The sequence below is a fragment of the Pseudonocardia charpentierae genome (assembly GCF_031845345.1).
Lineage (GTDB): Bacteria > Actinomycetota > Actinomycetes > Mycobacteriales > Pseudonocardiaceae > Pseudonocardia > Pseudonocardia charpentierae.
The window spans coordinates 208,855-225,642 of sequence record NZ_JAVREJ010000002.1; the positions used below are offsets into that span (position 1 = coordinate 208,855).

At 71.9% G+C, this 16,788-nt stretch carries 14 protein-coding genes; 6 read left to right on the forward strand and 8 right to left on the reverse strand.

All coding sequences use genetic code 11. The features are described from left to right. Nucleotides 1-192: 192 nt before the first annotated feature. Together RM445_RS04040 and RM445_RS04045 are read left to right on the forward strand one after the other, a co-directional pair. Complete coding sequence (locus tag RM445_RS04040; RefSeq protein WP_311554618.1) at nucleotides 193-1,365, forward strand: carboxylate--amine ligase; 1,173 nt, start codon at nucleotides 193-195, stop codon at nucleotides 1,363-1,365. Nucleotides 1,366-1,368: 3 nt separating this feature from the next. Further along, nucleotides 1,369-2,175: a metallophosphoesterase family protein gene (locus RM445_RS04045; RefSeq protein WP_311554619.1), complete on the forward strand. Its 807-nt coding sequence runs from the start codon at nucleotides 1,369-1,371 to the stop codon at nucleotides 2,173-2,175. Nucleotides 2,176-2,221: 46 nt separating this feature from the next. On the opposite strand, the gene RM445_RS04050 is transcribed toward RM445_RS04045, so the two are convergent. Next, nucleotides 2,222-3,937: a polysaccharide biosynthesis tyrosine autokinase gene (locus tag RM445_RS04050; protein WP_311554620.1), complete on the reverse strand. Its 1,716-nt coding sequence runs from the start codon at nucleotides 3,935-3,937 to the stop codon at nucleotides 2,222-2,224. A gap of 261 nt (nucleotides 3,938-4,198) precedes the next feature. Here RM445_RS04050 and RM445_RS04055 point away from each other — a divergent pair, with 261 nt between their 5' ends. The 3 genes from RM445_RS04055 (at nucleotide 4,199) to RM445_RS04065 (ending at nucleotide 8,314) form a co-directional block, all read left to right on the forward strand. Next, entirely contained in the window at nucleotides 4,199-5,755 is a 1,557-nt protein-coding gene (locus RM445_RS04055) for a hypothetical protein (protein WP_311554621.1), read from the forward strand. 247 nt (nucleotides 5,756-6,002) lie between these two features. Beyond that, a complete protein-coding gene (locus tag RM445_RS04060; RefSeq protein ID WP_311554623.1) occupies nucleotides 6,003-7,109 on the forward strand; it encodes a lipid II:glycine glycyltransferase FemX in 1,107 nt (368 codons plus the stop codon). Next, nucleotides 7,091-8,314 carry an FAD-dependent monooxygenase gene (locus RM445_RS04065; RefSeq protein WP_311554625.1) on the forward strand — a complete coding sequence of 408 codons (1,224 nt, stop codon included), beginning with the start codon at nucleotides 7,091-7,093 and terminating at the stop codon, nucleotides 8,312-8,314. Before RM445_RS04060 ends, RM445_RS04065 begins: the two co-directional genes overlap by 19 nt. A gap of 50 nt (nucleotides 8,315-8,364) precedes the next feature. Here RM445_RS04065 and RM445_RS04070 read toward each other — a convergent pair whose 3' ends face one another. The 7 genes from RM445_RS04070 to RM445_RS04100 all read right to left on the reverse strand — a co-directional run bounded on the left by RM445_RS04070 (nucleotide 8,365) and on the right by RM445_RS04100 (nucleotide 15,563). Continuing rightward, complete coding sequence (locus RM445_RS04070) at nucleotides 8,365-9,636, reverse strand: nucleotide sugar dehydrogenase (RefSeq protein ID WP_311554626.1); 1,272 nt, start codon at nucleotides 9,634-9,636, stop codon at nucleotides 8,365-8,367. Between the two features lie 84 nt (nucleotides 9,637-9,720). Continuing rightward, a complete protein-coding gene (locus tag RM445_RS04075) occupies nucleotides 9,721-10,791 on the reverse strand; it encodes a lipid II:glycine glycyltransferase FemX (RefSeq protein WP_311554627.1) in 1,071 nt (356 codons plus the stop codon). After that, nucleotides 10,788-11,759: a glycosyltransferase gene (locus RM445_RS04080; RefSeq protein WP_311554628.1), complete on the reverse strand. Its 972-nt coding sequence runs from the start codon at nucleotides 11,757-11,759 to the stop codon at nucleotides 10,788-10,790. Before RM445_RS04080 ends, RM445_RS04075 begins: the two co-directional genes overlap by 4 nt. After that, nucleotides 11,756-12,421, reverse strand: a complete 666-nt coding sequence (locus tag RM445_RS04085) for a sugar transferase (RefSeq protein ID WP_311554911.1) — start codon at nucleotides 12,419-12,421, stop codon at nucleotides 11,756-11,758. The genes RM445_RS04080 and RM445_RS04085 overlap by 4 nt, the downstream gene beginning before the upstream one ends. A gap of 109 nt (nucleotides 12,422-12,530) precedes the next feature. Then, nucleotides 12,531-13,391 carry a polysaccharide deacetylase family protein gene (locus RM445_RS04090; RefSeq protein ID WP_311554629.1) on the reverse strand — a complete coding sequence of 287 codons (861 nt, stop codon included), beginning with the start codon at nucleotides 13,389-13,391 and terminating at the stop codon, nucleotides 12,531-12,533. Further along, a complete protein-coding gene (locus RM445_RS04095; protein WP_311554630.1) occupies nucleotides 13,378-14,526 on the reverse strand; it encodes a DegT/DnrJ/EryC1/StrS family aminotransferase in 1,149 nt (382 codons plus the stop codon). The genes RM445_RS04090 and RM445_RS04095 overlap by 14 nt, the downstream gene beginning before the upstream one ends. Further along, nucleotides 14,523-15,563, reverse strand: coding sequence for a Gfo/Idh/MocA family protein (locus tag RM445_RS04100; RefSeq protein WP_311554631.1), 1,041 nt, complete (start codon nucleotides 15,561-15,563; stop codon nucleotides 14,523-14,525). Before RM445_RS04100 ends, RM445_RS04095 begins: the two co-directional genes overlap by 4 nt. A 566-nt stretch (nucleotides 15,564-16,129) precedes the next feature. On the opposite strand from RM445_RS04100, the gene RM445_RS04105 reads away from it, so the two are divergent. Beyond that, entirely contained in the window at nucleotides 16,130-16,786 is a 657-nt protein-coding gene (locus tag RM445_RS04105; protein WP_311554632.1) for a phosphatase PAP2 family protein, read from the forward strand. Nucleotides 16,787-16,788 lie beyond the last annotated feature (2 nt).

Consider the following 16,788-nt stretch of genomic DNA (forward strand, 5'->3'; position numbering starts at 1 on the left):
GAGTCGCGAAGAATGTCCGACTCGACTTCTTCGGGCCCTTGTCAGCCCTGCCATTCCGGTCCGGAACGGGAGCAGACGCGTGAAAGACGAATGCGCCGAGAAAAGCACCACGGCATCGACGACAATGGCGACATCGACGACGTCGATGACATTGTCGGGGCAGGCCCGATGAGTGCGAGCGACGATCGGGCGATGGCCGTGGTACTGGGTGCCCGCGTCATCGAGGTCGTGCGATCACTGGCGATGGAAGGCATCCCGGTCGGGCTCGTCACCCCCACCGGCGACCCGGCCCGCTGGTCCCGCTGCGTCCGCAACGTCATGACGTGGGACTGGATGATGCCGTCCTACCGGCACGACGAGGCCCTGGCCGACCGTCTCGTGGCGTTCGCCCGGCAGCAGGCCGTGCCGCCGGTGCTGATGTACTGCTCGGACCAGTCGATGGTCTTCGTCTCCCAGCACCGCGAGCGGCTCGCCGAGGGGTTCCGCTTCATCGTGCCGGATCCCGAGCTCGTCGCGGCGATGGAGGACAAGGCGCAGTTCGCGGCCCTCGCCGCCGAGCACTCGCTCCCGGTGCCGCCGACGGTCGTCCTCGACCGGTCGCTGCTGGAGCCGCCCGGTGAGCTGCTCGACATGGGCATGCCGATCATCATCAAGCCCACGGCGCGTGACCACACGTGGGTGGAGGCCGTGGGCAGCTCCACGAAGGCGCTACGCATCGAGTCCAAGGAGGAGCTGCTCGAGTTCTGGCCGCGGCTGAGCGGGCTGAGCAAGCCCGCCGTCGCGCAGCAGAGCATCCCCGGGCCCGAGACCGCCGTGGTCAGCTACCACGTCTACGTCGACGACAAGGGCGAGGTCGCGGGCGAGTTCACCGGCCGCAAGATCCGGACGATCCCGGCCGAGTACGGGCACACCAGCTCGTTGACGATCACGGACGACCCGGAGGTCGCACGGCTGGGCCGCGAGGTCTGCCGGGCGCTGGACCTGCGCGGCGTGGCCAAGCTCGACTTCAAGTACGCACCGGACGGGCGCCTGCACCTGTTCGAGATCAACGCCCGGCTCACCCTCTGGGCCCACCCGGGTGCGCGGGCCGGGGTCAACCTGCCGGCGCTCGTGTACGCCGACCTGGTCGGCACGCCGCGGCCGCAGCCCTGCCGGGTCCGCGCCTGCCTCGACTGGGCACATCCCAAGGACGCGCTCGCCGCGCGCGCACACGGCGTCTCCATGCGCGAGTGGCTGGGCTGGCTGTCGCGCCCGGGCACCGTCAAGGGCGTCTGGCGCTGGAACGACCCGGGGCCGTTGCTGGGCATGCTCGCGGTCCGGGTCAAGAGCAGGGTCTCGGGCTCGTCGGCCGAGGTCCCCGACTGACCCATGCGCATCGGCCTGCTGAGCGACGTCCACGCGAACCTCTTCGCGCTGCGGTCGGCGATCAGCCGCCTCCGTACGGAGGGGGTCGACGCCTGGGTCTGCGCGGGTGACCTGGTCGGTTACGGTCCGCACCCCAACGAGTGCGTCGAGACGATCGCGGAGCTCGGAGCGACCTGCGTGGTCGGAAACCACGAGCTGATGATGCTCGACGAACTGCCCGACACCCGGGCCGGCCGGCTGGCCCGGCGCAGCATCGTGTGGACGCGCGAGGTCGTGCGGTCCGACGTCCGCTCCTACCTGGCCGCCCTGCCGCGCACCGCCGATCCCGCCGGCATGTTCGTGGCGCACGGTTCGCCGGACGACCCCGAGGAGTACGTCCGCACGGACGAGCGCGCCGCGGAGCTGCTCGGGTCGGTCCCGGCCGAGCGACTGCTCGTGTTGGGGCACACCCATCGGCCGTGGTTGTACGCAACGGCCGGCGGCACCCTGTATCCCGACGGCGCCCCGGGAGCTCCGGGTACGGCTGCGCTCCCGCTCGCGGCGGATGCGCGGTACCTGGTCAACCCGGGGGCGGTCGGCCAGTCGCGCCAGCGGGAGGCGGTTCCGAAGGCCCGGTTCGCCCTGGTCGACCTCGACCGTCCGCAGGTGCGTTTCTTCGCCGAGCCCTACGACGTCGAGGCGACCCGGGCCGCGCTGCGGACCCGACGGCTTCCCCGCGACGCGGTCCACATCCGGCCCGGCCGGATGGCCACGACGACGCGCCGCGCACGTCGCCTGCTGGATCTGGCGACCGCACGCCTGCACCGCTGACGGATCCGCCGGCGGACGACGTCCGCCGACGGAACACCTGAGCGCGTCAGCCCCGGCGCGTCGGAGAAGGACGCTCGACCCCGTTGCCGGACAGCATCTCGGTCGGCTGGTCGGTCGACGCCGTCGACTTCGACGACCCGTTGGATCCGTTCGACCCGCTCGAACCGTTGTGGCTCTCCGCGCCGTCCGCGGCGTCGCCGTTGGCCTGAGCCGTCTGCTGCGGGCGCTGTGCTGCGGCGGCGACCGTCGCAGCCGACACGGGAGCCGTGGGCGGCGCCGGGACCGACTGCATCGGCGGCTGTGGCTGGGGCCCCTGAACCGGCTGCTGGACCGGAGGTGCGGGCGGAGGCCGTCGCGCGACCGAGGCCGCGTCCGGCTCCGGGTAGGACCCGGACCGGTCGCGCTGGATCATGCGCGTGCCCGGTGTACCCGCCAGCACCACGCCCAGCAGCGGCGCACCCACTGCTTCGAGACCGCCCACGGCGTCGGCCACCTGCTCCTCGGCCGTGCGGTCGTACCGCACCACCAGGACCGTGCCGTCGGCGCGCGCGGCCACGGCCGCCGCGTCGGTGACGGGCAGCAGCGCCGGGGTGTCCAGGATCACGAAGTCGTACCTGTGGCGGACCTCGTCGAGCAGCGCTCCCATGGCCCGGGAGGCCACGAGCTCGCTCGGGTTGGCCGGGATCGGGCCTGCGGGCAGGACGTCCACTCCGCCGTCCACCCAGCGCACCGTCGCCCGCGCTGCCGCGATGCGGCCCACCAGCACGTTCGCCACGCCGGCTCCGGGGTCCACCTGGAGGTAGTGGTGCACGTCCGGGCGGCGCAGGTTGAGGTCGATGATCAAGACCCGGGCACCGGCGTCGGCAAGGGCGAGCGCGAGGTTGCAGGCCGTGGTCGTCTTCCCCTCGCCCACGGTCGCACTGGTGACGACGACGACCCGGCTCGGGCGGCCGCCGTGCGGGAACTGCAGGTTCGTGCGCAGCTTGCGCATCGCCTCGACCCGCGCCGATCCGGGAGGTGCCCCGAGCGTCAGCGGGTACATGCGGGCGTTGCGCTCCGTCGGGATCTCCGCGAGAAGCGGGGCGCCCGTGAGCTCACGCAGGCGCTCGACCGAGTGGATCCTGGTGTCGCGCGCGTTGCGCAGGAAGGCCGCGGCGAGCCCGACCAGCAGGCCGAGCGCCGTGCCGAGCGCGATGTTGAACGGGATGTTCGGCGAGATCGGCTGGTTCACGGCGGTGGCCGGGCGGATGATCTGCACGCCGATCTTGGTGGGCTGCGCCGCCGGTTGGCCGGCCGCGGCGGCCGGGGGCTGCGGCCCGAACGGCTGCTCGAGACTCGACACGAGGCCGACGAACTCGTCGGCGAGGGCGTTCGCGATGTCCGCGGCACGCTGCGGCGAGGTGTCGGTCACGGCTGCCGACAGCACGACGGTCTCCGGCTGCACCGTCACCGTGATCCGCTGGGCCAGCTGGGCGGATGTCACGCCGAGCTGCAGCTTGTCGATGACGGGCTGCGTGATCCGTTCGTCCTGCAGCAGCGGCGCGTAGGAGACCACGCGCTCCTTGGCGATCTGACTGGCCTGGTAGGCCGCGTCCGAGCTGTCCGCGCGACCCTGCAGCGACACATAGAGTGTCACGTCCGAGGAGTACTCGCGGGGGGTCAGATAGCTCGCCACGCCTGCCCCGAGCAGACCCAGGAGCACGCACAGCGCAACGATGCGCCAGCGCCTGCGTACGACACGCAGGGCTTCGTTCACACTCACACCCGGGCCCGCCTCTCCTCGTGTCGCGGAGCACGCTCCGCGACACCAGTGTATGCGTGTTCGGGGAAGCGGGTCGGGCGCCGTGAGGTGACGCGGTCCGAGCCGGCGTCGAGGAGCGGCGTCCGGCACCGCATGCCGAGGTCGGAGGCGGTGTTGGTGAGCAGGTAGCGTCGGTGTCAGTATCGAATGAGGCATCGAATCAGGCGGCGTCGGGTCTCGGCAAGTGTCGACCGGATCGGGGGACAGCGTGAGGGTGGGGGAATGCAGCCGATGACGGCCGCTCCGACCGCACGGAGGGCGCCCGCCGACGCCGGCTCGCCGCCGGAGCCGGTGCGGTCGCGGCCCCGGACCTCGCGGTCCGGTTCGCAGCTGGGCTGGCCCTGGCCCGCCGCGGCGATCGTGCTCGGCGTGCTCGGGGCCCTCTGGCCGATTCCCACGCTCATCCTGCTGGTCGCCGTGGCGGCGATCGTCCTCGCCATCGTCGCACCGCGCGCGACGGCCGGCATCACCGCGCTGGTGGTGCTGTTCGTCCGGCCCATCGAGCATCTGGTGCCCGTCCCGCAGGTCGGCTACCTCGACGAGGCGCTGGTGGTGCTGTGCCTGATCACGATGCCCCTGCGGCGCGTGGTCGCCCGGCAGTCGCTGCGCACGTTCCCCGGGCAGTGGTGGTTCGCGGGCTTCATCGTGTGCGGGCTGCTCAGCGCCCTGCTCCTGCACGTCCCCGTCGCCATCTTCCTCACCGGGGCCTTCGTGATCTCGAAGGGACTGCTGTTCGGGTGGGCGGTCGCGCAGATCGACTGGGCCGAGGAGCACCTCGTCCGCGCGGCGCGGATCGGCGGCGTCCTGATCGTGATCAGCCTCGCCGCCGCGGTGGTGAACCTCATGATGCCGACCGCGTGGAACGCGATCCTCTCCAGCGACACCAACGCGACCGAGGCGCGCTCCTTCCTCCCGTCCCTGATCGGGCCGTTCACCCATCCGATCGACTTCGGTCAGTTCATGGCGCTGTCGTTCATCGCCCTGACCACGTGGCGCGCGGCCGTGCGGAAGACGCCGTTCACCCTCGTGCTGCTCTGGGGGACGGCTCTCGGAGTGCTCGGCAGCGCCCGCCGGACCGCGGCCGGCGGCATCGTGGCGGCCTGGCTGTGGGTTCAGGCGAAGTTGCAGTCGACGGCGGTGCTGATGGCGCTGCTGGCCTGCGTGCCGGTCGCGGCCGTCGTGCTCGCGGCGCCGCTGGGCCAGGTGGTCACGACCACGTACAACGACTACCTCGGCAACGGCAACCCCGAGGCCCGGACGGTCCTGACCCGCGACTCGTTCGCCGTCGCCGCCGCCCACTTCCCCGGCGGCGCGGGCTTCGGCCGGTTCGGCTCCGCCGTCGCCGCCACCAACTACAGCCCGGAGTACGTCGCCCGCGGCTACCCGGACATCTGGGGCCTCGGGCGCACCGCGGAGGACGGGCGGTTCCTGACCGACACCGAGTGGCCCGCCATCATCGGGGAGACGGGCTTCTTCGGGGCGCTGGCGTTCGCGCTGGGGCTGGCCGGCATCTACCGCGCCGGCGTGCGGTTGTGGCGGAGGAGCCGCTCCCCGCTGACCCGCTGGGTGGGCCTCACCGCCTCCGGATGGATCGTCGCCGGACTCGTGCAGTCGGTGGCGACCGTCACGTTCACCGGGCCGCCTACCTTCGCTCTGCTGTTCGGGATCGCCGGGATTCTCGCGGCCCTGTCCCGGACCGGCGACGACGATTCCGCCTCGTCGGACACCCGACCACCCGCAGTGCGTCGCAGTGCGCTCATGCGTGTGGTCGGACGGTGAGCGCGCGCGGCCGGAAACGGGAGAATTGTGTCGTCCCGAACTTCGTGATCGACGTAGCCGACCTCGCAAAATTGATCGACGCGCCGCGTCACTAAAGCTCTGTTACGGTCGTTGGGATCAATATCTGTTGGTCTCGCAATACGGAGTGTCTGTGCGCCTTCGTCCCCTGTATCCCGTGTTCAGCGGCGAATCCTGGCCTCGGACAAGGGGCGTCGCAAGTGTCGCTGTAACCGTGTGCGCGAACCCCATGCCCGATGTCCTGCACATCTGGGACAGCCTGGTCGAACGCAGCCCGGGCACCGACATCACCCAGATGTCGGCGTGGATGCGCGTCCGGCGCACGGTCGGTTTCACGACTCTGCATCTCTTCGCGTACCGGGCCGGCGTGATGGTCGGCGGTGCCCAGATCCTCTGCCGGAAGCTCCCGCTGCTCGGCGCGATCGGTTACCTGCCCTACGGTCCGGTCGTCGATCCCGCGGCGGAGGAACCGGCGGCCGTACGGCACGCGCTCGCCGACGCGTTGCGCGGACTGTGCCCCGGCCGGCTGCGGATGCTGTTCGTCCAGCCCGCCGAGGGCGACGACGCCGTCAGTGCCGCCCTGCTCGCCCGCGGTTTCCGGCCGTCCTCGGCGGCCATCGCACCGGCGGGGTCGATCCGCATCGACCTGAGCGACGACCTGTCGGTCATCCGCAGCAGGTTCGGGAAGCGCCTGCGGTCGTGGCCGAACCGCTGGGAGTCGCGAGGCGTCACGGTGACCGAGGGCGGGGCGGACGACGTCGCGCTGCTCGCCCGGCTGATGGCCGACTCGGCGAGACGCCAGAACTTCGTCGCCCCGCCCGACGACTATGTGCACACCCTCTACCGCGAGCTCGCCGCGACCGGCAACGCCGCCCTGTTCGTCGGGCGGGTGGACGGGGTGCCGGTCGCCGCCGACCTCGTCACGATCTGCGGCGGGATGATCCGGGGGCGCCTGACCGGCTTCGAGCGCGGCGAGGAGACGGCCGGCCTCAGCGTCCCGGCCGCGATCCGGTGGGAGATCCTCAAGTGGGGGAAGGCGCGGGGGCTGCGTTGGCTGGACTTCGGCGGCCTGTCGTCCGCGACGCTGGACGCGCTGCTCGACACCCACCGGCGGCCGGAGCACGTACCCACCGCGGACCAGCCCAAGCTCACCTTCGGGGGCACTGCCTTCCGCTATCCGCAGGCCGTCGAGCTGATCCCCACGCCGCCGCTGCGGATGGCGTACGACCTGACGTTACGATCGCGCTCCGGCCGTCGTGTCATCGACCGGGCCCGGCGGTCGATGCGGCGCGGATCGGCGTCGGGCACCTCGGATCCGTGCAGGGGACGGTCGTGAAGGTCGTCTGCGTCGGAGGTGGTCCGGCCGGGCTGTGCACGGCCCTGCTGATGAAGCGGCGCGCGCCCGGGCTGGACGTCGCGGTCGTCGAGCGGAACGCGGCAGGTGCCACCCATGGCTGGGGAGTGGTGTTCTGGGACGACCTGCTCGACGATTTGAACGCCGACGATCCCGCCGTCTCCCGCGCGGTGCGCTCGGCCGCCTGCCTGTGGGAGGGACAGCAGGTCCGGCTGCCCGGGAACCGCTCCGCCCACCTCGGGGGGTACGGCTACAGCATCGGTCGTGCCCGCCTCCTCCAGATCCTCACCGAGCGTGCCGACGACCTCGGCGTGGACCTGCGGTTCGAGAGCGAGGCCGACCCGGCGGAGCTGGCAGCGGCGGACCTCGTGGTGGCCGCCGACGGTGCCGGCAGCGGACTGCGTGAGGCCCGGCGCGACACGTTCGGCACGAGCATCCGTACCGGGCTCAACCGGTACGTCTGGCTCGGCACACCCAAGGTCTTCGACGCGTTCACCTTCGCCTTCGAGAAGACCCCGGCCGGCTGGATCTGGTTCCACGGCTACCCGTCCGGCGACGGGGTGAGCACCTGCGTGGTGGAGTGCCCCACCGCCACCTGGGAGGGGCTCGGGTTCGACGGGCGGACACCGGCCGAGAGCAGCGCGCTGCTCGGTGAGATCTTCGCCGACCACCTCGACGGCCTGCCGCTGCTCGACCGCCCGGAAGGGGCCCCCGCGCCCTCGGCGTGGCAGCGGTTCCGGGAGGTCACGAACGCCACGTGGACCGCGGGCAACGTGGTCCTCGCCGGCGACTCGGCGCACACCACGCACTTCTCGGTCGGAGCGGGCACGAGGCTCGCCGTCCAGGACTCCGTCGAGCTCGCGGCCTGCACGGCGCGGTACGGGAACGATGTCGCCGCGGCCGCATCCGCCTACGACGCGGCACGGCGGGCGGCGTTGCAACCCCGCCAGGTCTCGGCCCGCCACAGCATGGAGTGGTTCGAGCAGGCCGGCACGGTCCTGGACGGGCCCGAGGGCGACGACGTGGTGGACCTCGCGTACGCGCTCTGGGCCCGCCGGGGCGGCTATCCGCAGTGGCGTTACCGCCTCCACCGCGCCACCCAGCACGACGGGTTCCGCCGGCTCCGCAGCAGCGTGACGTCGGTCAGGCGGACGGTGCGCGAGCGCCGCCGGGCCCAGCAGCACTGAGCACCGGGCGGGACGCGGTGGGGCCGGACGTGGCGGCCCACCGCCCGCGTTCAGAGCTTGTCCACTCCCGGCGTCGTCAGCCGGTTGCGGGTGTCGAGCACCTTGTCGGAGTGCCGCTCGAGGAGCTCCCAGTCGATCTCGTCGTGATCGGTGAGGACCACCACGATGTCGGCCGCCTCGACCGTCTCGGGCGTGCAGTCGACCAGCTGGACCCCGGCCGGGACCTCTCCGGCGACGATCAGTGGATCCGCCGCTGACAGCGTCGCGCCCAGGTCGGCGAGGCGCCGGGCGACCGCGATGGCAGGCGACTGGCGGGCGTCTCCCGAGTTCCGCTTGTAGGCGAGCCCCACCAGCAGGACCTGACTGCCGTTGACGGCCAGCTTGCGGCGGTTGAGCTGCTCGATCACCCGCGTGACGACGTAGCCAGGCATGTTGTCGTTCACGTCGTTGGCGACGTCGACGAACCGGAAGGTGCGACCGAGCACCCGGCGGACCTGCCACGAGAGGTACGACGGGTCGATCGGCAGGCAGTGCCCCCCGACGCCGGGGCCCGGCGTGAACTTCATGAACCCGAAGGGCTTCGTCGCCGCCATGTCGATGACCGACCAGACGTCGATGCCGAGCTCGTGGCAGTACACGGCCAGCTCGTTGACGAGCGCGATGTTGACGTGCCGGAAGGTGTTCTCCAGCAGCTTGGCCAGCTCCGCCTCGCGGGTCCCGGGTGCGGGCACGGTGCGGTCGACCACGGTGTCGTAGAAGGCGGTGACCGCCGACGCCGACGCCTCGTCGATCCCGGAGACGATCTTCGGGGTGTTCTGCAGCCCCCAGGTCTGGTTGCTCGGGTCGATCCGCTCGGGCGAGAACCCGACGTGGAAGTCGGCGCCGGCACGCAGGCCGGATCCGGCCTCCAGGATCGGCACGAACACCTCCTCGGTGGTGCCCGGGTACGTCGTCGACTCCAGCACGACCGTGGCTCCAGCTCGCACGTGCGGGGCGAGCAGCCGCGCGGCGTCCTCGATGTAGCGCAGGTCCGGCGCACCGTCGCGCAACGGCGTCGGCACGCACACCACGGCCACCGTGAACCCGGCGAGGTCCGCGGCGTCGTCGCTCGCCGTGTAGCGGCCGGTCTCGAGGACGGCTGCCAGGTCGGCGTCGGTGATGTCGTCGATGAAGCTGGCGCCCCGGCGCAGCCGGTCGACGCGGTCCTTGTCGAGGTCGAAGCCGACCACCGAGTGGCCGACCTCCACCGCGCGCACCGCGAGCGGCAGCCCGACGTAACCCTGGCCGACGACGACGACCCGGCTCTCGTGCGCGACCGTCATGGTGATGTCCCTTCCGTGCGTCGAGCGCAAGTTTGGCCAAATACAAGACGAACCAGCAGAAGTGCTGACCGGACGAGGTGCGGGTCAGCAGAAGTAGCGGTAGAGCAGCGCACCCGCCCGCGCGGTGACGTCGTCCGGCACCGCCTCGTCCGTGAGCAGCTTCGTCAGCCCGCCCAGCGCATCGCCGAACTCCTGCTGTGCCGGCGTGCGCTCCACGGTCCCGGACCGCAGGGTCAGCAGGCGGCGTTCGTCGGTTGCCCACTTCCGCTTGAAGCCGACGAGGCCGGGCTGGTCGAGGTCGCTCAGACCCCAGTCGACGAGGCGCAGGCCGCGCTCGACGCCCTGCTGGATCCCCGTCCAGTAGATCGCGTCGTTCGGCCGCACCTGCAGGTGCTCCTGGAGCGAGGCGCCGAACTTGTAGTAGAGGACGCCGTTCCACTCGAGGAACAGCGCCGCTGCGATGACCTCGTCGTCGACGATCGCCAGCAGCGTGTGGCAGTGGCCGTCCGGCGCGAACTCCTGCCAGATCCGCTCGAAGAACTCCTGCGGCTGGGCCAGGAGGCCGTACTTGTTCTTCCGGAGCCGCACGTGCAGGCCGTGCATGATCCGCACGGCCTCCAGGTCGTCGCGGACCTCCACCCGGACCCCGGCCCGGGCCGACGCCTTGATGTTGCGCCGGGACTGGCCGGCGATCCGCCGGTGGAGCTCGTCGAGGTCCGTGTCGAGCGGGGTGCCGTGCCACGCCGCGGCGCCCACCTCGTCGAGCCGGGCACCGGAAGCCGCAGGGGAGTGGTCGAGGCACCGCAGCGTGTACGGAGCCGTCTCGCCCGCACTCAGGTCGTCGAACAGCAGGTCCCAGGTGGCGGTGTCGGGCACCGGGGGATCGGCCCGGTCGGAGAAGGGCAGGCTGAGCAGCCGACGGCCGCGTGCGTCGTCCACGGTCACCCAGGCGACTCCGCCGACGGGTGCGCCCGCGGCGTCGACCGCGATCCGAGACTGTGCGGTGAACCCGTAGGTGCCGCAGACGGCGGCGATCCACGGCGGCGAGGTGAACAGGCCGGCGTCGGGGCCGGTGGCCAGAGCACGCCAACGCGGGTCGATCACCGGGTCCGCGGCGACGACGGTCACGGCCGGTGCGGTGTCCGCGCGGTTCATCGCAGCGCGAAGGGGGGTACGTGCGGCAGCCGTCGCACCCCGTGCTTGCGGGTGGCCAGCAGGTCGTCCACGGTGATGTCCTCCGGGGCGCGGTACGTCGAGAGTCCGCGCGCCTCAAGTTCGTCGGCCAGCTCGCGCTGGTGGTCGTCTCCCGCCTCGCCGTACTGGGCGACGCGGCTGGAGACGAGGGCGAAGCGGCCCGCCGCCAGGTTGGCGAGAGCCGAGCCGGTGCCGGCGTGACTGACCACGATGTCCGCCTCCCGCAGCGCCGCCGCGAGGTCCGCGGCGGGCAGGAACGGGGTGGCGTCCACGGGCAGAGCGTCGACCGGTGTGCAGCCCGTCTGCCAGAGTACGTCCACCGGACGGCCGGTGGCCCGCTCGAGGTCGCCCCCCGGGGCGAGCAGCGGGGCGAGGGCGCGGATCAGCCGGGTGAAGGGGAACTCCGCCGCCGTCCCGACCGTGACCACCACGCGCACCCGGTCGCCCAGCGGCGCGTCCGCGGCCACCGGCTCGAACGCGTCGAAGCCGCTGCCGCCGTAGTGCCAGTGCGCGTCGCTCCAGTGCCTGTACTGCGTGTAGGTGTGGACACGGGGGACCCGGCGCAGGATCCGGCCCGTCAATGACGGGCCGCCCACCCGCGCCGCGCTCTCGATGTAGTGGCACTCGACGCCGCGGGCCGCGAGGTAGGGCAGGTACGCCAACGCGATCCCGGAGCCGGTCGACACCGCGCGTGTCGGGCGACGGCTCCGGTAGAGCGCGTGGGCGCGCAGCACGCACCGCAGGACTCCCGGGATGTCACGGACACCGACGTACGGGATGTACTGCACGTCCCGACCCGCGAGCAGCGACGTGCTCTGCTCGTTCGCGTGGGTGATCCAGATCGAGTCGGGGTCCGGAGGGATGCGCTCGGCCAGGTTGACCAGCTGGGTCAGATGGCCGCCCGTCGTGGCGATGAACGCGGTCGTCACCGCGCGCCGCTGCCCCACAGCAATGCCGGCAGCGTGCGCAGCAGGATGCTCATGTCCGTCCGCAGCGACCGGATGCGCACGTAGCGGACGTCCAGCGTCAGCATCTCCAGCGTGCCCATCGTGCTGCGGCCACTGACCTGCCACAGCCCCGTGAGGCCCGGCGGGACGCTGAACCGCGGCTCGAACTCCGCGGGGAACATCTCGGCCTCCCAGTCGAGGCACGGCCGCGGGCCGACCAGCGTCATCTCACCGCGCAGCACGTTGAACAGCTGCGGCAGCTCGTCCAGGCTCGTCTTGCGGAGGAACGCCCCGACGCGGGTGACCCGGCGGTCGTTGCTCAGCTTGGAACTGCCGTTCTCGACGGTGTCCTCGCCGCGGAGCTCGCGCGCGATCAGGTCGCGGTGGGCGCGGTCGTCGCCGCCCTGGAACATCGTCCGGAACTTCAGGAGCGTGAACCGGCTCCCACGCAGACCCACGCGTTCCTGACGGAACAGCGCCGGTCCACTGTCTTCCAGATGCACCGCGATGGCAATCAGCGCCATGGGGATCAGAAAGACCACCAAGAGAGCTCCGGACACCAGGACGTCAGCCAACCGTCGGACGGCGTCGGCTGCGTCGCTGTACTGCGTGCCCGAAGACCTCACATGACAACGCGTGACCATCGACAACCCCACTCATTTACATCTAGCGGACCAGCACATGAAGCTCCAACTCGCCATCGCCTGGCGACATCGGAGCGTTACCGAGTAAGTGGTGACCTCGTTACCAACATCACGCGCGCCGGCCGGCGCCCGCCGGCCGTACACGCGCCACCGCAGATCGGACGCCGTGCCGGAGCTTCCACGCCCGGCCCCCCACCCGTGACACCAGCCGGTAGCCGGCGGTGAGCTTGCATTTGAAGGCGAACAACGAATCCGTGCTCTGCACGAAGATGCGGTCCACCGCGTAACGGCCGTGCTCGCGGGCGACCGCGAACGCGGCGTCGTACCCGGCCTCCGCGACGGCGGTGCGCGACCCGAGGTCGTGCGTGCCGTACGGATAGGCGAACGCCCGTGCCGTCACCCCCGTCGCCGACTCGAGCGCCTCCCGGGACCGCCGCACGTGCTGCTCGAGCGCGGACGCGTCGAGGTCGACCATCCGGGTGTGGTTCCAGCTGTGCACGCCCAGTTCCATCCCGAGCCCGGGCAGGGCCCGCAGGTCGTCGGCCGGGGAGAGGCGTTCCTCCCGGTAGGGCGGCGTCCAGCGGGCGTGGTCGCCCAACAGGCCCGGGCACACGAACAGCACCGACGGGATCCCCCGCTCGGCCAGCAGCGGTGCGGCGAGCCTGCCGACGGACTCGTGCCCGTCGTCGATCGTGAGCAGGAAGGAACGGCGCGGTGTCGGCGCGCCGTCGAGCGCCGCCAGGTACTCGTCGAGGCTCAGGGCCCGCCACCCCGTCCGGTCCAGGTGGTCGAGCTGGGCCTCGAACATCGGCCGGTCGATGAACAACTTCTCGGGGTCGGGCCCCGGAGGCGCTCCGAAGTAGTGGTACATCAGCACCCGCGGCGACCACCGCGGCAGCCCACGGCGTCCGGGGTCGTGAGCGACCCCGGACGTCAGCGCCCCCTGGCTCACCGTGTCACGGACCGGCACTGTCCAGCACCCTACTGACCCGCTCCACCTGCTCATTCGTCAACGTGGGCGACAGCGGCAGAGACAGAATGTGCTCCGCGGCGGCCTCGGCGACAGGCAGCGGCTCCACGGCGTACCGGGCGAACGCGGGCTGGAGATGGCAGGGCACCGGGTAGTGGATGCCCCAGCCGATGCCGGCCGCGTCGAGTGCGCGGGCGGTCGCCGCGCGGTCCGGGACCTGCACCACCGCGAGGTGGTACACCGGCTCGGCGTGCGGATGCACACCCACCGGGACGCACCACGCCGGCAGCGACTTCCGGTACTGCGCGACGGCCGCCGCCCGGGCCCGGTTCGCCTCGTCCAGCACCGGCAGCTTGACGTGCAGCGCCGCCGCCTGGAGCGTGTCGAGCCGGCTGTTGCGTCCGACGACCTCGTGCCCGTACCGGTCCGTCTGCGAACGTCCGTGGTCGGCCAGCTGCCTGATCCGGCCGACCAGCGCGGCGTCGTTCGAGACCACCGCACCGCCGTCGCCGAGGGCGCCGAGGTTCTTGCCCGGGTAGAAGCTGAAGCCCGCCGCGACGCCACCGCCGCCCGCCCGCCGACCGGCGAAGCGGGCGCCGTGCGCCTGGGCGGCGTCCTCGATGAGGGCGAGGCCGTGCTTGCTCGCGAGTGCCGACAACGCCGGCATGTCCGTCATCTGGCCGAACAGGTGCACGGCCATGATCGCGGCCGTCCGGGGACCGATCGCGGCCGCCGCGGCGTCCGGGTCGATCAGGAGCGTGTCGGGCAGGACGTCGACGAACCGGGGCGTGGCCCCGACGGTGACGACCGCCTCGGCGGTGGCGACGAAGGTGTTCGTCGGCACGAGCACCTCGTCGCCGGGGCCGATGCCGAGGCCGGCGAGGATGAGCTCGAGTGCGTCCGTGCCGTTGGCGACACCGACGCAGTGCTCCGCCTCGCAGTACTCGGCGAAGGCGCCCTCGAACGCGGCGACCTCCGGTCCGTTGATGAAGCGGCCGTGCCCGAGGACGGCAGACCAGGCCTGGTTGAGCGGGTCGCGGAGCGCTGCGTGCACACCGTGCAGGTCGAGGAACGGGACGGGGGCAGGGACGGCGCCCTCCGGGTCCACCGCCCCGTCCGTGTCGCGATCGCTCACGAGGAGGCCTTCACGCCGCGCGCCGCTGCCGACCGGCTGAGCACCGGTGCGACCTTCCCGGTCTCCATGGACACGTCCGTCGAGGCGAGGACGCGGACGATGTCGAGCCCGCGCTCGCCCGGGGTGGCCGAGCGGACACCGGAGCGGATGCTGTCGACGAACTCGCGGTCCTGCACCAGGAGAGGCTCCCGGAACGGGACGAACGGGGAGATGATGTTGCCCGTCCGGTAGGTCACCGGCATCTCGTGGGCCATGTGCGGGTTGTCGATGTCCGCCGGGTCGACGCCGATGTCGTAGATGCGGATGCGCTCGTTGTCCGACATGTCGTCGTAGACGGCCATCCGGCGCTCGCCCACGACGGTCGTGCGGCGCACCTTCTGCGGGTTCAGCCAGCTGACGTGGACGAACGCGTGCGTGCTCGGGAAGTCGAGCCGCAGGTAGGCGACGTCCTCCCGCCACGGGCCGATGTTGCGGTGCGCCCACACCGAGGTCGCCACGGGCAGCTCGTCCAGCAGGTAGGACGCGATGGAGATGTCGTGGGGCGCGAGGTCCCAGATCACGTTCACGTCGCGCTGGTACAGACCCAGGCTCAGGCGGGCCGAGTCGACGTAGAGCACCCGTCCGAGCTCTCCGGACCGGATGATGTCGCGCAGCTGGCGCACCGCCGGGTTGTACTCGAACGTGTGGCCGACCATCAGCTGCACGTCGTTGTCGTCGGCAGCGGCCACCATGGCCTCGGCGTCGTCGACGGACGTCGCCAGCGGCTTCTCGACGAGGACGTGCTTGCCGGCGCTCAACGCGCGCATCGCCACGTCGTAATGACTGCCCGGGGGCGTCGCCACCAGAACGGCGTCGACCTCGTCCAGGACCTCGTCGATCGTGCCGGCTGTACGCCGTATCGACGGATAGAGCGCCTCGGCTTCCTCCCGCCGGCGCTTGTCGGCGTCGACCACCGAGACCGCCACGTCGGGCATCGTGCTCAGCACCCTGACGTGTTTGCTCCCCCAGTACCCGTAGCCGACAACGGCCACGTGCACGCGCTCCACCACGAATTTCCCCCCGACCTGCCGCCGGCGTTGTGCGTCCCCCCGGTCGCGCCCCAGCGGCATCTCGGCGCGACACCTCCACCATTCGTACGCAAATTTGTCGATCGCTGCTACACGGTTGTTACAGATTCGATCTTGACGAATGGTCCGGTCGCGGCCGTTCGTGCGCCGGACGAGAGGCCGTTCGCCACCCGAAGGGTCACGGGCCGGCATACCGTACCGGGCACGTCGATCACGCCTCCGGCGGCTGCCTTCCTGGTCATCCCCTCGGTCGTCCCGCCGCTGGTCGTCGCCGCCGTTCGCGACTCCGCCGCGGCGGGCACACGGTGCCGGCGGTCGTCCACGGTCCGCGGCCTCCACGGCCCTCCTCAGTGCATTCTCAGCAGAGCCGCTTCCCAGCGCCCTCATGTGATGGACGTCGCCCATGTGCCGGGCGGCGGTTGCTGCCGTGCGGTACCCGCAGCATGACGTGTCGCAATTGCCTGGTGTCACTGATTGCTCACATTGAGTGAACAACCGGCCGGAAGGACCGCGCCGGCTTCGGTAGCGTCGGCCCGGTGCCCTCCGCCGACCGCACGGTGCTTCCCGACGGCTCACGCCGGGTGGCGGCCGCCGTCGTCGTGCTCGCGGCCACGATCTTCGCGGTACTGGCCGTCCGGTACGCGGGCGAGAGCACGGCGGGGGGCGTGGACGGTCACCTCGACCGTGCGGTCGACGCACTGCCCGCGACGGGGCACGGTCTGGCCCGGGCGGTGACCGTGTTCGGCTCGCCGCCGGTCGTCACGGTCGCGGCCGGGGCGCTCGCGCTCCTGTGTCTCCTGGCCCGCAAGCCCCGCGCGGCGCTGCTCGCCGTCGCAGGCCCCGGGCTGACGGGGCTCGTCACCACGTTCGGCAAGCCCGTCGTGGACCGGACGATCGGCCGCGAGGAGTCGTTGGCCTTCCCCAGCGGGCACACGGGCGGTGCGACGTCGCTCGCGTTGGTCTGCGCGCTGCTGCTGGCCGCCGCGCTCGAACTCCGCGCGCAGGAGACCCTGCTGCTCGCCGCCGCGAGCGCGGTGGTGGCGGGCGGCGCGGTCGGCACGGGGATGGTCGTCGCCGGCGCGCACTACCCGACCGACGTCGTCGGCGGCTTCTGCACGGCGGTCGCCTGCGTGCTCGGGGTCGCGCTGCTGCTCGACGCCGTCACTCTGCAGAGACGAGCCCGCCAACCCTGATG

Excerpts from the sequence above, each read along its gene's own strand:
- RM445_RS04040 (WP_311554618.1), top strand. The coding sequence starts at position 193 with ATGGCCGTGGTACTGGGTGCCCGCGTCATCGAGGTCGTGCGATCACTG.
- RM445_RS04045 (WP_311554619.1), top strand. The coding sequence starts at position 1,369 with ATGCGCATCGGCCTGCTGAGCGACGTCCACGCGAACCTCTTCGCGCTG.
- RM445_RS04055 (WP_311554621.1), top strand. The coding sequence starts at position 4,199 with ATGCAGCCGATGACGGCCGCTCCGACCGCACGGAGGGCGCCCGCCGAC.
- RM445_RS04060 (WP_311554623.1), top strand. The coding sequence starts at position 6,003 with ATGCCCGATGTCCTGCACATCTGGGACAGCCTGGTCGAACGCAGCCCG.
- RM445_RS04070 (WP_311554626.1), bottom strand. The coding sequence starts at position 9,636 with ATGACGGTCGCGCACGAGAGCCGGGTCGTCGTCGTCGGCCAGGGTTAC.
- RM445_RS04075 (WP_311554627.1), bottom strand. The coding sequence starts at position 10,791 with ATGAACCGCGCGGACACCGCACCGGCCGTGACCGTCGTCGCCGCGGAC.
- RM445_RS04085 (WP_311554911.1), bottom strand. The coding sequence starts at position 12,421 with ATGGTCACGCGTTGTCATGTGAGGTCTTCGGGCACGCAGTACAGCGAC.